This is a genomic window from Paenibacillus sp. USDA918EY (genome assembly GCF_009870825.1).
In the GTDB taxonomy this organism is placed as follows: domain Bacteria; phylum Bacillota; class Bacilli; order Paenibacillales; family Paenibacillaceae; genus Paenibacillus_AQ; species Paenibacillus_AQ albilobatus.
On sequence record NZ_WTWY01000012.1, the window covers coordinates 83802 to 98634 of the forward strand.

Here is a 14833-nt window from a genome sequence, read left to right on the forward strand (position 1 = left end):
CGGGTATATTGGCAAAAACCGTGGGCACGGGGCTTTTCCCAACCATCATCGCTTGAACTTGTATCGGAACGCACAGTATATTCGGGTCAAGTCCGGTTTTCTTCATGAACGTCCACCTCTTTACAAGTTCCACAAATACTCGATGAAAATATCGTCATTCCCGGTGTCCACCACGATATTCCGGTAGCCGCTTTCATTCTCGGAGCTGACTTCCAGCGTTACGCTGATTCCGAGCTTCATCCTGGCGATGCTGGCGCTGAATTCTTTCACAGAAAGCCTGTTTTTCCACTCCTCGATCGCTTTAAGATGAATAATCCCGGTTGACTGATCCAATTTCAGGCTGATGAATTTGGAGTTGTTGCAGTATTTGAATGTTTGTCCGGACGGGAGAGTCATGGAGATCCTTAGATCTTCATAATCCAGCATGTTGAAACCATCCGCCAGCTTCCATTCCAGATCAATCGGAGCGTACAAATCAAGCCGGGCATTACCCTCTTGCGAAATATACATCGCGTTTAACGGGTAATTATAGTCGGCGCTATCGCTTTCCGAGCCGTTTACGATTTGGATGACCGGTCTTCCGGTTTTACTGCACGGTTGCACAAGTTCCTGCTTCACAACGATGGCCGCATTCCCAATGATCGAATACTCTTTCTTAAATTGCTTTTTCTTTGAACTTTTATCGTCTCTCCAAGAAAAATCAATTTGGGCAAGCAAGTTTTGATTTTGCTCAGGAATATTTAACGGAACCTTTTCCGTGATGGTTTTAATATTTTTGTAGGTGTAAGGAAAGGAAGCGATCTGCTCCTGCGTGTCTGCATCAAAAATGCTGACCAACATTGCCAGCGAGGCCGGCTTGGTTGGCATTGAAGCGGTGATGGTTAGTTCATAGCGATCTCCGCAAAAATCAGGTTCAGAAACTTCGCACGTGACAGCATCCGTATTCCGCTCCTCCGCATTCAATATTTGGTCCCCCTTCTCCAATTTCCCCATAACGGCGTCCCTGACATCTTGAATCATTAACAGAAAATCAAAGTAACCTTGCTGGTCCGGAGTCAGGTTTTTATCAAAATCTACGATAGACTGCCGTACGGCATCTTCGTCATAATCATAGTTCAAGCCGGTCAGGCTGCTCCAATGCTGTTTCAACTCTTCATAGCTATGAGCATCGGTATTCCAGCCCTTGATGAGCGTTGGCAAAACATTATCTCTCCAATCCTGCTCCGACGGCTCCTTTCCGCAAAAATGGCTCAAAAAGCCATAAACCGTTCTGGCTGCTTTGGCAAAGCAATCATTATTGATCCGAGTGTAGCTAACCGGAGATTTATCTACGGTCAGAATAAACTGTACGTTGTAATCGTCGCTGACCTCGCCCGTTCTATATTTGCCCACATTGGGGTAGGCTGCATATTTTTGCGGCTCGTATCGATCCGTAATATTTTTAAATGTTCTCGTATCTTTCACTTCCGTGATGGTCCAAAGGTTTACATCGCTCTTATAACCGTTGAAAGGTACATAAGCAAAGCTGTCCGAGGCAATATGCAGCAATATCCCTAGTCGTCTCAAGGCCTGGATCGCGGCAGGCGCCAACGCTTCATCGTCCGAATTTGAACGATACCGGTCTTTGGCGCGCTGAAACAGCAGGTTAAATGAATTGCTGCTTTGAAGCGTTTGAATGGGAGTAACCCGATAGTTATAGTCCGTTGTTCCATCATCAACCACAAAATCGGAGTAGTAATAGAAAGGAATCAGAATCTCTTCCTGATTTTTTTGGGATGTTATTTCGTTCGAAATTTTATCTTTTTCAATGGCAGTCAGAAGCAGGGGAATCATGTACATCTGACTTGAAGGATCATACTCACAGAGACCACGCTTGATGATGCCCCCGGAGATTTTGTCTTTCGTTAAATACTGTACCGCATTCTGATGATTGTCATTGATAAATTGGCAGGCGGTTGCGATCAACTGGGTTTCTTGTTCGCGATATCCTAATCTGGAGGCGATGGTTTTCACCGTGAAATAATGAAAATCAAGCTTCATATGCAACCAGCTCCTTTACGCGGTTTTGAAGCATGGAATCGCCAATGAACAAGCCGTTGCCGATCAGAATCGTTTCTTGTTCAAATTCAAAATTAATCACTTGATCCTTATAGCTCACCCACTCCATATGAGTCACCGGCTCCAAACCGGATACGGTACGGATCCGCATACCTATCCGCAAATCAATCGCAGGCAGAAGACCCTGTTCCGTGCACACGATATGATCGGGCGTCATACGCACACTGCGCTCGTCAGTGGAAATTTGATAGAGTTTGTCTTCGTAACCGGTCAGCACCTTCTTGACTTGTGCGAGGCCTCCTTCAGCATTTCGAACCCATTCTCCGATTTGAATTTGATCCGCGCGTCTAAGCGTGCCGTCTGGCATCATGATCTCCGTATCCCTGGCGATGCACCCCCATTGAATTAGGATTTTCGCGCATTGAACGTTGAGTTTGTCGTAGTCCTTGCCGTCGCTTTTTACGGAAACGCCAACAGTAACGTCATAGTCTGCGCAAGACATCACGACGCCAAAGCCGGAATAAAGATCCACGTTCGTATAAGGCTTGTAACCGAGACCCTCGAAATCAAGAATGTTATTCCATGATTCCGGGAAAATGAAGGTCATCTTGGTACAGCGATTTTGATCATTGAATGCATCTTTACGCTGAATGATGTCCTCGTAGTTGCAATAATGGTTGATCGTGCCGTTCACCATATTTTTTAACCACATCCGGTAGCCGTAGTTTTCGTCAAAGCCGGTGATCCACCATTTGCCCGCAGCCTCCACGGTGACGGAAAAAGGAACCCGGACCAAAATTTTTTCGCGGTTTCCGTCCAGAAACGGTTGATCGTCATTGGTATAATCGTAGTCCGGAATCGCCCCTTCGCGTGTATAGGATATTTTGACTTCGGTATGTGAAGGGTCTTTGCGATGGGATTCTTGAATGACAGGGGCATTTAGAGTAAGGGATTTAATAATGTCCTTATTGCCTTGCAGCGCAAATCCTGCGGATTTTGTCACGTATCCTTTCAAGGAGGCGGACTCCAGATTGTTTTCGGCGTTTTTCGAACAATAGAACGTGCTGTGGATCATAAATTCACGGGGGGTGTCTTCGAAATAATGAGGGTAATCGGCTTGAATAACGCCATTGTACTTATGAGAATCGACCACTTCATCCGCCGTCGTATGCAGCAGCATTTGATGTGTGACGTCATAGAGCTGAGAAACGACGCTGATATGGCTCTTCTTTTCCACATAATCCGCCATAATGGCCGCCATCGTTTTTCCTTCCGAGGAAGCGGTTGAAGATGCATCCCCTTTAAGGGGTTGATCCGCGCGAAAGATCAGGTTTTCGATCGCCATTTTATCTTCCGGACCCTCATGATAACCATCCTTCTGCGCCTTCACGGATCGGGATAGAGGTGTGGTTCTAAGCTCATGAAGCGTAGACACCAGATGAGGATGCTTCCGTTTGAAATTTTCCAAGCCGCCTACTTGGCTCAAAAAAAAGCGGTAATGGTCTTCATCGGCAAAATCAAGTTCCAGCACGCCTGTCTCGGGATCAATTTGATTCAGGACTTTGTTATGATAATCCGGTAAAAAGTGATACATGCTCACGATCCCCTTTCCGTAAGTGAAGCTCAAATTTATTGATCTGCGTCTGTTCGGATCACTTTGCCTATATACGGAGTTTTGATCATTTGAAGCGCAAACTCAGCCGAAGTGATCTCTTTTTTAAAGAACACTTCCATATTTTTTGCCGTTTGGCATACATCGATGGTGCGCCGCTTTTCATTTTGAACGGCAACCTCGATCGTATCCGTATCAGCAAGCAGCGCTCCGGTTTCAAAACTTCTTAATCGCTTAAAAAAACGGCCGTTTATATGGTTGAACCCAAAATAGAATCCCTCCGGCGGCTGTGCGATTTCCAGCGTATAAGGAACCCCGTCAAACAAGCCGATCAGCACTTCATCGGATAACAGCTCTATTCGCAGTGCCCGCAAAGGTTTCCCTTCGGATGAGTTGGCTTGAAACTCCAACCCCCTCCAGCCGCGCACCAAAGGCGAACGAAGAATAAACCCGCCGATCGTCCGGACACCTTCCTGAAGGTCCTCGGCTGCAACGGCTTTCTTCTGCAGCAAGGGCCGAACGGCCTTCATTCGTTTACCGATCTGTGTAAACACCGCTTCGATCAACGCTTGGTCATGGGATAAATCCAAGGATGCATTTCTCCCCAAGCTGCAAGCTCCGTCCACAAGCGCCCATAGCCAGTTTGGATTGACATAAAACAAGCGGATTGAATCGTGTGGCAATATGCTTTCCGAAGGGATCAAATAATGAAAAGGCACATTGCTCAATAAGCACAACTCGCTTAGCCAGGCCATCAGTTCATCCTCGTGATTGTCCGGATTTACCGGCTGATCATGGGTGAGTGTGGCTAGCTTGCCAAAAACGCGACGAACATGCCCCCGAAGCGCTTGGGACGAGTTTTCCCAATCATTCCTCGCCTGCATCGGCGTTCACCTCACTTAATAGCGATGTATAGCGTTCATTCAGCTGCCGTAAAACGGTATGTTTTCCGTTGTTCGAAGGATTCGTCTCATCGTGCTTACGGGCGGCTTGTACAAAACGATGTCCTATCGAATGATCGTCCTGCCGATCTTCAATACTTCCTTCCGCATGTTGTGATGCCAGATGCATTTCCAAGAGTCCGTGATAAACCGAGGTCCGGGCCAGCATTTCATTGCTTTGGCGCCACGCATATAACTTTTGCGCAAAGGACTGATCCGCAAGCGCCATCGACTTTCCGATCTGCCATGCGCTGGAATAGCGAATATCCATCATGCCAATTTCCGGGTCATATTCGAGCAACTGGTCGGCAAAACGTGCGCATTGCGCCTCCCCTTTTGCTTCTTCATAAGGAACCAAAGGCGACTGGTACCATGAAACGGTCCGGCTGCCGTCCCGCACGTGGTGGTTCATCGGAAAGTATCCCAGGCGGCATAATTTCTGAATTTGTTCGTTGCTTCCCTGATAGGGGGTCGACATCATCCCGGCATTCAGCGAAGACATTGCGGAGCCAAAATCAAAAGCGGCTTTTGCCATGGAAAAGCTCCAATTCGCGAGCACGATCATTCTGGCCGTATGGCAATGGGCTAGAGTTTCTTGACGGGTATGCCCATCTCCAAGACAAGCTTCATATCCTTCCAGAGACACCAAGCAGGCTGTATGGCGGATCGCATGCCGATCGTCTACCGGCTCGAGGCAAAACCTGTTCGCTACAACGGTCGCAAACCAATCATCTTTGACGGAAGCATCGGTCACTTTATGATCCAGACTCACTCCCTTCCCGTGGGCCAACAACGATAACGCTTCAGCATAAGGAAGAACATCCGCCAATAAATCAACAGGAATATGGACATAGGTACATGGATCTTCAGGTTTCTCATAGGCCTCAAGGACAAGAGAAGGCACAAATATTCCTGTTACGGGCTTAAGGGCTTCTTCGCAAGTACTCTCGATCATTTGAATGCCTTCCGTCTCGTCAAACACGAGCAAAGCCAGCCAGGGCATATTCGAATCACTTTTCAGCAGCGTTTTCTCCCAAGGCAAAGTCCTTCGATTAAGGACGATATGGGGCAGGCATTCCGTATAATCGCCAACCGCCTCTCTTGGAGGATAAACCGAATAGATTTGATCCGGCGGCAGGCGGAACCTTTCCGTTGAAACCGTAAACTCTATCATGTGACTGGCCAGTTGGCAGCCGATATTGGAGACGGATTCAACCTCAATGCGGTAGGTTCCGACTTTCAAAGGCGGCTCGTTTCTTTGCGAAAAACGGATGGCTTCTCCCATGATCCCTCTCCTCTCTGTGAATGCTTAGCTTGCACTGCCTGTTGTACGAAGCACAGGAACGGCAAAAAGCACGGCTCGCGGATCATCCGCCAGAGTACGCATTTTCGTGTGATCCCATGTGCCGAATGCAGCAGCGGTTTCGGTCAGGAGTTGATCCCGATTTTTGTTGCTGCCTATTGTGGTCCGTATTGCTTTTAGCACTTTTTCAGGTTCGGTAGGATAAATTTTCGCCGGCTCAAAAACAGGTGGATGATAAACGACTTCTTTTGTGATCGGTTCTCTCGCACTCAGAACGGACTCTTCATAAGCCCCGTGCTCGGGAAGAATATGGACGAGAGAAAACGAATCTTTTGCGGTAACAGACATCCCTATAGGCATATCTTTCATCATTGGCGCATTCGGATCCGACCCGTTATTCCCCCAAAGCGCAGACGGAACATTCTTCCGTTCAGGAACGACATCAAGGCCGGATAAAGGCTGCTCATCATCCAAGCTTTTGATCGTGACATGCTGCTCCATCCGTACATCGCTTAACCCCATAGGCACGATGCCGAATTTTGCTTGATTTTGCAGAAGCTTTTGGCCGTTAAAAAAGAGTTCGGTACAGGGCATCTTCTGTTCAATCAAAAAGCCGGCCCTGAATCCGTTCACCACATAAGCTTCTCTGCCAGCGGCATCGTGATATTTTGCCAAAAGTCCATCGGTAACGCTTACGCTGCTGAGTCTTGCTTCGCCCTTTGCCGCGGAAAGCCTGAACGTATGCTTGGCGGTACGATCTTCAAATGCGCCGGGGATAAAGCTGTCCGCGAACTCGCCCCATTCAATGGGCTTCGGCTCATTCGGGCTGTTTGCCCCAAAACCGATCGTGAAAGAGATGATATACCAATTGACTCTGACTTTGCCGGAAAATTCAGGTCCCCAAAGCGACAAACCTGCTCCGATTTCAACCTTGAACGTTTTACCGATGCCTAATATGCTGATCCGGTAAGATACGCCGACGCTGATTTGAACCCTTGCCTGATAAAAAAACGGTTTCCATTTCAAAATGAAATCCGCTGCCGCAAAAAACCACGCTTTGAGTCCTCCTAATTCAAACAACAACTTCAAACTGGCTCCCGCCATCATACAGGACGGAGTCAAAGCAAAATAGGATTCGCCTTTGATCGAAATGTTGTCATTGATAATCCAGGTAACGCCAAGAGGCGGGATGGATGGATAATGAATATTGCGAAAAGCCGGATGATGGCACCCTCCCAGGGTCACTATGAAATCGCCGCTGTACGTCCCCTTGAACCAGAATCCGATTGCGAATCCGCCCGTGAGTTTACAGGAAGGATCGAATAAAAACGAACGGTCCGTCAATGCGGCCATCAGCATGACTTCTCCCTGGCTCGTGTCAACAACCGCTTTCAGGGCCAGTTCAGCCCGCACAATGGGACTTACGCCCGACACTTTAGGGGGGATGGATGCATTGGATAATCCGAGCAAGGAAATGACAAGCCGGTTCCCCATTTCAATATTGAGCAAAACGAAACTTTCCAGCACGCCGTACGTCAAAAAACGAATGCCCGCGGATATAAAATATTGACCGGAATCCGGAACAATCGACTTGCTTAATGCGCTCAAAGCCTGCTTAGGCGGCGTATCGGGCTTAAGCCCCGCGTCGTCTCCCATGGCCGCAGCCACAAGCGGGAAAGTCCTCACTCCGTTTAGATCAGGCAATTTTAGGGAGCGATTCACCCCAAATCCAAACGCCAAGCCGTTGACGAAAAAGTAAGGCGGTCCGCCCAGCGGCCAACCTAACATCAAGTAAGCAAAAAACGTCTTCTCCCCACTGCCGGGCATCTCACCGTATGAACCTAAAGCTTGAAAGCTGTACTGGTTGATTTTCAAGCCTAAAATTCCGTTGTAAAGCAGCTCTTCTTCCTGGGATTTATATAATCCGCCCGTCAGGCTGAAACCCGGCTTCTCCAACGTGACCATCAAGCCGCCTAACCCAAAACCGATATCGGTCAGTTTCTTCAACGATGTCGAGACGTAGAGCTCGTAAAAATCCATTCTTAATAACGCGATCGTAAAGCTTGCATCCAAGTAAAGCGTAATCCTGGACTCTACTAAGCTGAATCCGATTTTGGAAAAATACAACACGCCGAAACCTTTATTGATGTCCAGCCAATAGATGGTATTTTTCGGCGGTTCAGAAGAATCCGCGATAGCCGGAAGTTTGGAGAGATTGTTTTGGGGTTTGGGTTTTAAAGATTGTATATAGTTCGGATTGACTTCTACCGCATGCTGTTTGATGACCAGCTGTGAAAAAAGGGTCAATAGAAGTTCAACCTCCGGCATGTAGCACAATTCAATGCCTTTAAAGTGAAATCCATCCCCGGGATCGCAAAATCGGCCGATGACGGGCAGGCTTGAGAATTCCAGCTTTTGGTCAAAATCCAGCGCCAATTCATAACTCCGCTTCCGTTTGTTTGGAGTTTCCCGGGTGTCCAGCGTTAATTTCCCAAAATGGCGTATGTCGGCACAGAATTTCAATAGAGCTTCAGACGATACGTACTTCAGTCCAACCTTCTCGATAAACAATTCAAAATTAAACCAATCCGGGAATTCAATATCAAAGTGGGCGGCCACATCGTTCATTTCAAAAGCGAAATCCCGATTGATCCATTTGCCGGAAACGGTGATCCCATCTTTATCTTTCAGAAAAAAAATTTGAAACAAAGCGTCCTTGATGTAAAACTCGCTGCGGAACACGACGGTTAACGTTTTAGCGGATTCAGCATCGTATGCTCTCATCGTTCGACGTCTCCTTGGATCAAGCTAAGAGCTCGTCAATGTTTTCAAGCTGCATGCGCTCGATGATTTTTTTGCGATCCGTGTTATAGACAGCAAGTCCCAAGGATTTGATATTAAAGAGCTTCAAACTCTCATCCGGATTGACCGGATTTAAAATGACAAAGTTGAACGCATACTCGCAAGGCTTGGAATTCGCCTCAATGCTGGATGAATCAATGTAAATAAAGAGCTGCCTGATCTGCACGCGAATATCCTCAATTTTTTTAAGCCCCATGGAGTCAAGCGTTGCCTCCATGCTTTCTTCGGTGACTTTTTCGCCTTTGCCAAAGGATTGGATCACGTTATTAATCTCGGCGATCAGTTCCTTCAAAGTCATGCTTTGGGGTTCAGGATCCGTCGGCATCACGAGAATCTTCGTTTTCTTTTCCCCCGTTTCCCCGTTCTTGAACACCTGATACACGCCTTTCAAATTGCAATTCAACAACGTCAAATCAATAAATGCTTGAATGTTGTTGCCTGGAGCCTCCCCTACGATTTCGAGATCTTGACTCATCTCATTCATCCTCTCAATAAAATGGATATGGTTCGATGTATATGAAAGCTGCGATGCTGAATCGCCAAAGTAAAGCCAAGCATCCGAAAGAAAGCGGGTTACGATAGGGCTCAATATAAAATGAATGGCAAACGGTTTTTCCAAAAAAAGGTATACGAAGACGAAGGCGTTGAAATCTGATAAGTTTCGATTGCAATTCGGCAGGCAAATTCCAAGATTCCGGGCGGGTGGTTGATAACGTTCGAATAGGCAGGCAAAAAAACGAAGCTCGATCCATGCGGCGCGACTAACGGCATGATCCTCGGAACATCGCGCATCCCGATCAAGTTTTATTTGCTTCTTGATCATACAATATCGCAATCTCCTGGTAAATAGAGGAAATGGGGTGAATATTAAAAACGATGTAATATTTTTAATTTTTTTGTCGGTTTCTACTAAAGGTTTAGACAAGATTCGCAGGCGGTACCATTTGACGGTTGATTGATTTTTTGATTCACAACGGCCGTCTCCGTGTAAAAATCAATAAAAGCACTCATGCCTGTCCGATGCGTCCGCCGAGCACAGAAAAGCCTGGAAGCACGGATGCCATAAACGAGGGAGGAATCCGTCTTATGGATACAGAGAAGAAACGTTACTATATTTCCGTCAGCCATCATTTGATTCAGGACGTGCCTCACGACTCTGCCGAATTCGAGGTAATGATGACCGAAGCAGAAATGTCCAAGCTTAAGGATAAGCTGGAGGATTTGAACCAGGAGGATGAAAATACGTTCAAGCGCGCGTTCATTCCCTTTAAATCGGCCGATCATGACGAGGCGCCCCAGGGATATAACGATAAGCTGATCGACGTATATGCCTATCTGTACGAAATCGGGGACGAACATACGAAGCGTACGATCGAAGGTATGAACATTTTGGGTAAAATGCAGCACACGGATTATAACAATGAGGGATACGATGATTCCCCCTTTAACAAATAGCGCCAAACCCGATGCAGCCTTTGCGTCACTTGTATTTCCGGTACCATGGGGATATTCGATTGCGGGAAGATGGCAGGGACTATTGTTTCGGCAAACAGCCTCTGCCCCACCTCCCTTGCTTACATGTTAGGTAGTTCTTCTACTTCATGGATACTTCTTCTATTTCAAATCTCCCATGAAGCGATCTCACAAGATACAGCTCATCAAACCCTTCGCTATATGAAGGCGTCTGTAATTTCCTCAGCGTGCTTTTGATCCCTATTTCAGCAATCCGTTCCTTCCCTTGCCTTGCGTTATTTCTTTCGAGCGATGACTCATAATCCGGCACGAAGCAGTAACCAATAACCTTAAAATTATTTTTCTTTGCAACTTCGATATATTTTTGTCTGTCGATGATGGTTGGATTCGTATTGTCAATGACAAACGGTTGTTTGGCTTTGATCGATGCTTCGACGAAAATGTGTTCGCGATGCCTCGTTTTTAACATATCCAGGTTTATTCTTACATGGGTTTTAAAAAAATTCTCTTTATAAAATGTGGATTTCCCGGATGCTTGGATTCCGACGAAAAGTATGCATTCCATCATTCATTCATCCTTTGATAAATACAGTATTGGTTTCATTAGGCCGAATATAGTTCGTCGAGGCGCAAGCCTTCAGACTTTTCACTGCTTCAGGCTGCTTATAGCCTACCGTTCCTTTTTTCTGAATAACGGTGACAAGAAAAAAGACTGCCGGAAAATCGCCGACAGCCTTTTCTTCATGTAGTATACCTCACCTTATTCGCTGGACAATTCCTTGAGCGATTTGATTTTACCATGGGGATGCTGTTCTTGCTTTCGCGACTTCCAGGCAGCTTCTTTCCTTCTTTTCTGGTGAGCCATGACAGAAATCCTCCTTTGGAATCGAGATGTGCATACCACTTCCTTATGTTGCCATTCCAAGACACGGTTCATTCATGAAATTCGGCGTTCAATCGAAACGTTACCCTAAAGACCGGCTGTCGCGATCCGATACGCTTTGAATGAATGATTGCAGTGTTTCCATGAACTTTTTGGCTGCCTGCCCCAAGTATTTATCCTTGCGGTACAGCATACAGATATCTTGGCTTGGAGTAGGATGCAGCAGGGTGATCGCCGCAAGGTTCTCGCGATTCAAGTAATCCAAGAGCATTCGGGGCAAAATGCACGCTCCAATCCCTTGTTCGACCAATAACAGCAGCGTCGATAACGTCGAGGTCACGACCGGATTGTCGATCGATATCCCTTTTTCCTGAGAATAAAAATGAACTAATTTCGTAATCTGGTGTTCGGGTCCAAACGTCACCATCTTCAATTGCTGGATATGCTCGAACGGAATCGCCTTCGATTTTGCGACGGGGTGGTCCGACCGGACGGCCAAAACAAATTCCTCATGGAAAAGCGGGACGATTTCGATACGGTCGTCGGGATTTTCGGGTACGGTCGTAACGCCAAGATCCCGCGTTCCGTCCACAACTTCTTTATACACCTCCGTCGTTTCCGTAACGGTGATCGAGAGTTTGGGATATGACCGATGGAAATCGAGCAGCAAAGCGTCAAACAGCAAATCTCCGTCGCCTGGAAGAATGCCGATATCCAGCTTGCCGCCTTCCATTTTTTTAAGATCCAAGATCGCCTTCTGTATGTAATCCATCCGTTCAAAAATAAGCTGGCTCTGCTCCAAAAGGATCTTGCCCGCTTCGGTTAATGCTATTCGTTTGCCGATGCGGTCGAACAAAGGAAGCCCCAACTCGTTCTCCAAAAACTTGATCTGCTGGCTGAGATTCGATTGGGTGGTACAAAGGGACTCGGCCGCCTTGGAAAAATGCATCTCCTTGCAAATGGCGGTAAAATATTGAAGCTGCCTGAATTCCATTCAACCGCACTCCTTCGTTATTAGTCATAATGATCCATTTCATCGGAATTACGTGATTGTTGCGTTAGGAATGAAAGAGGTACACTTTGGTTGTGAGAACGAAACGAATACAACGCAAATGGAGGAGGATTTTAGCTATGACTCAATCGATTATTCACACAAGCAAAGTTCTGCGTCAAGTGGTCATCGGGCAGATTCAGGGAATTTCGGAGGAGAAATTCGACATTCAGCCCGCAGGCTTCAACAATACGATCCGCTGGAATGTCGGTCATATCATCTATTGGATGGATAAATACGCCACGCTAAGCTTTGGTTCCCTGTCCGGCATTCCCGAGCATTACGAGAAACTTTTCAATTCCGGAACCAAACCTTCGGATTGGACGATAGCCCCTCCATCTAAGGATGAACTCCTGCAAATGTTATCGGATCAGCTTTCCCGCCTATCCGAGCTGACCCCTGCGATGCTTGACGAAGAGTTGAAAACGCCGTATGCCATGGGACCGTTTCAATTCGGTACCTCCGGCGAGTTGTTCAACTTCGCGCTGATGCACGAAGCCATTCATCTCGGAACGATATCGAGTCAGCTTAAAGCTCTGCAATGAACATCCCGACTTTTCCAAGAGAATAAAATAGCGATAAACAAAATGTACATTTTCGCAAGCTGTTGGCAAAAGCATGTAAAGCAGGTTTTTGGAAATCGCCCTGGAACCTGCTTTTTTATCTGCAAAACCTATGTTCACTTAGTTTAATTGAGGTATAGATTCACGAAGCCGCTTTGGAAGTTTTTTGACGACCAAATCATAAGAGTGGTCAATCATATCAAAGACATCCGACTCTTCCAAGGAACCGTCGATCATCACCGTATTCCAATGTTCTTTGTTCATGTGGTAACCTGGTCGGACGGCCTCATGCTGTTCTCTCAAGTTTTCCGCAATGGCCGGGTCGCATTTTAAATTGATGCAGACAACATTCTCGTCTTTTTCAAAAATAAACGCGAACATTTTACCTGCGACTTTGAATACCATTGGATCGGGGCCGAACGGATAATCGAGAAACGCACCGTTCTTATTTAAACAGTATTCGATCAAGCTATTTTTCAAATATGTACATCTCCTTTACCGATTCAATGCATACTTTTATGGGGCGGAAACATAAAGACCCCGCATCTGCAGGGTCTTTAAATCTAGATCTTTTTTAGCAACCCCAAGTTTTGGCAACAATAACAAGCAGAATAAAGAGAACCAAAATCGTTAAAACCTTGTTTCCGCCACCATATGCTCCTGCAACTTCGCTCATTCTGTCCATTCCCCTTTCAAAATAGAATCTATATATCTTATGAACATTCGGAAAATCCGCTTGGATAAATGAAGCAGTCAAAAGATATATTTTTCACGGTTTTCCGCGAGCTCTATTAGAGGAGAGTTCTCTGGGACAACAAATGGGAGCATGTCATCATCTTATCTGATATGCATGGTGATTGGATAGTTTTTAACGCCGAATACAAACGAGCTCTGGATCGGCTGGATGCTTCCGCTTGATGCTCTGGCGAGATTTTGATACCGGTTGAGCAGCGCTTGGAAGGCAATCTTGCCCTCCAATCTGGCGAGCGGCGCTCCAAGGCAAAAATGAATGCCGAACCCAAAGGTCATATGGGGATTCGGCTTGCGGTCCAGACGAAAGTCGTCCGGTTCAACGAACCTCGATTCATCGCGGTTGGCCGCACCCACCCAGGAGATGACCTGAGCGCCCTTTTCTATCGTCTGATCGCCGATCTGAACCTGATCCGTCGCTTTCCGGCCGATCGCCACGATAGGCGGATAATAGCGCAGCACTTCTTCAATAAAAGCCGGAATAAGATCCGGCGACTGAAACAGCCGCTCCTGAAGTTCCGGCATTTCGGTCAGGACGCGGACGCCGTTCGTTATCAGATTGGTCGTCGTCTCGTTTCCGGCAGCCAGCAGCAACACGCAGAAGCTTACGATTTCTTTTTCCGTCAGCTTCTCCCCTTCAATCTCCGCGTTCATCAGCGCAGTGATCAAGTCGTCCTGCGGCTCTGCCGCCCGCTGCCCCATAATGTTCCTGAAGTACCCGTATAGTTCTTCCATCGCTTTCATCCGCTTGTCGGTGATCCGTCGGAACGCCTCATCGGACAAATCGTCGGCGCTTTCCACCAAAATATCGGACCAGCGCTTGAACTGCTCGCGATCTTCCTTCGGCGCACCCAGCAGCTCCGCAATGACGATGACGGGAAGCGGCGTCGCAAAATCGCTGGTTATATCCATTGCATCTTCCGTTACCGCGTCAAGCAATTGCTCGGCGATGGACTGGATGCGAGGCGTCAGCTCCTGGATCGCTTTTGGCGTAAACGCTCTGCTTACCAGATCGCGCATTTGCTTGTGTTTTGGAGGATCCATAAACAGAATCGTGCTGCCGGCTCCTGCTCCCCTTTCGGAAGAAAAGGTTTTCGAATCCTTCAATATGCGCTGCACGTCTTCGTAACGGAAAACATCCCAGCAATTCCGGTTGCTGTCATATCGCACGGGCGTTTCGTGTCGCAGCCGGCGCAGCGTGTCGAACGGAAATAACATCTTTTCCGGCGTCGCCAGCTCGGTCATGTTCAGCATGTTTGCGTATTTTTCTTGCATCATTAAGCTTCAGTCCTTTCTGTCTGTGATTGATGCAAACGCGTATCGGTCCTAAAAAATCA

General features: G+C 47.0%; 14 protein-coding genes. 2 read left to right on the forward strand and 12 right to left on the reverse strand.

Annotated elements, in window-relative coordinates; genetic code table 11:
• Positions 1-120 precede the first annotated feature (120 nt).
• The 6 genes from GQY55_RS21475 to GQY55_RS21500 all read right to left on the reverse strand — a co-directional run bounded on the left by GQY55_RS21475 (position 121) and on the right by GQY55_RS21500 (position 9701).
• On the reverse strand, positions 121-2040 hold the full coding sequence (locus tag GQY55_RS21475) for a DUF6765 family protein (protein WP_160043962.1): 1920 nt from the start codon (positions 2038-2040) through the stop codon (positions 121-123).
• On the reverse strand, positions 2030-3652 hold the full coding sequence (locus GQY55_RS21480) for a Hint domain-containing protein (protein WP_160043963.1): 1623 nt from the start codon (positions 3650-3652) through the stop codon (positions 2030-2032). Before GQY55_RS21480 ends, GQY55_RS21475 begins: the two co-directional genes overlap by 11 nt.
• A 35-nt stretch (positions 3653-3687) precedes the next feature.
• Complete coding sequence (locus GQY55_RS21485) at positions 3688-4260, reverse strand: hypothetical protein (RefSeq protein WP_212958868.1); 573 nt, start codon at positions 4258-4260, stop codon at positions 3688-3690.
• 277 nt (positions 4261-4537) lie between these two features.
• Positions 4538-5653 (reverse strand): hypothetical protein, encoded by a 1116-nt coding sequence (locus GQY55_RS21490; protein ID WP_236575776.1) that lies wholly within the window; start codon positions 5651-5653, stop codon positions 4538-4540.
• Between the two features lie 267 nt (positions 5654-5920).
• On the reverse strand, positions 5921-8698 hold the full coding sequence (locus tag GQY55_RS21495) for a DUF6603 domain-containing protein (protein ID WP_160043966.1): 2778 nt from the start codon (positions 8696-8698) through the stop codon (positions 5921-5923).
• A 19-nt stretch (positions 8699-8717) separates the two neighbouring features.
• Positions 8718-9701, reverse strand: a complete 984-nt coding sequence (locus tag GQY55_RS21500) for a hypothetical protein (RefSeq protein WP_160043967.1) — start codon at positions 9699-9701, stop codon at positions 8718-8720.
• A 161-nt stretch (positions 9702-9862) separates the two neighbouring features.
• Here GQY55_RS21500 and GQY55_RS21505 point away from each other — a divergent pair, with 161 nt between their 5' ends.
• The gene (locus GQY55_RS21505) at positions 9863-10231 is read left to right on the forward strand and encodes a hypothetical protein (RefSeq protein WP_160043968.1); all 369 of its coding nucleotides are present in this window, start codon (positions 9863-9865) and stop codon (positions 10229-10231) included.
• A gap of 139 nt (positions 10232-10370) precedes the next feature.
• Here the strand turns inward: GQY55_RS21505 and GQY55_RS21510 are convergent, their stop codons facing one another.
• From GQY55_RS21510 to GQY55_RS21515, 3 genes are all read right to left on the reverse strand, one after another.
• Complete coding sequence (locus tag GQY55_RS21510) at positions 10371-10814, reverse strand: AAA family ATPase (RefSeq protein WP_160044042.1); 444 nt, start codon at positions 10812-10814, stop codon at positions 10371-10373.
• A gap of 195 nt (positions 10815-11009) precedes the next feature.
• A complete protein-coding gene (locus tag GQY55_RS31555) occupies positions 11010-11114 on the reverse strand; it encodes a DUF6254 family protein (protein ID WP_015735743.1) in 105 nt (34 codons plus the stop codon).
• Between the two features lie 100 nt (positions 11115-11214).
• The gene (locus tag GQY55_RS21515) at positions 11215-12126 is read right to left on the reverse strand and encodes a LysR family transcriptional regulator (RefSeq protein WP_160043969.1); all 912 of its coding nucleotides are present in this window, start codon (positions 12124-12126) and stop codon (positions 11215-11217) included.
• A gap of 137 nt (positions 12127-12263) precedes the next feature.
• Here GQY55_RS21515 and GQY55_RS21520 point away from each other — a divergent pair, with 137 nt between their 5' ends.
• Complete coding sequence (locus GQY55_RS21520; protein WP_160043970.1) at positions 12264-12728, forward strand: DinB family protein; 465 nt, start codon at positions 12264-12266, stop codon at positions 12726-12728.
• A 138-nt stretch (positions 12729-12866) separates the two neighbouring features.
• Here the strand turns inward: GQY55_RS21520 and GQY55_RS21525 are convergent, their stop codons facing one another.
• The 3 genes from GQY55_RS21525 to GQY55_RS21535 all read right to left on the reverse strand — a co-directional run bounded on the left by GQY55_RS21525 (position 12867) and on the right by GQY55_RS21535 (position 14774).
• Positions 12867-13226 (reverse strand): MmcQ/YjbR family DNA-binding protein, encoded by a 360-nt coding sequence (locus GQY55_RS21525; protein WP_160043971.1) that lies wholly within the window; start codon positions 13224-13226, stop codon positions 12867-12869.
• 94 nt (positions 13227-13320) lie between these two features.
• Positions 13321-13422, reverse strand: coding sequence for a sporulation protein YjcZ (locus GQY55_RS21530; protein WP_160043972.1), 102 nt, complete (start codon positions 13420-13422; stop codon positions 13321-13323).
• Between the two features lie 161 nt (positions 13423-13583).
• Positions 13584-14774, reverse strand: a complete 1191-nt coding sequence (locus GQY55_RS21535; RefSeq protein ID WP_160043973.1) for a cytochrome P450 — start codon at positions 14772-14774, stop codon at positions 13584-13586.
• Positions 14775-14833 lie beyond the last annotated feature (59 nt).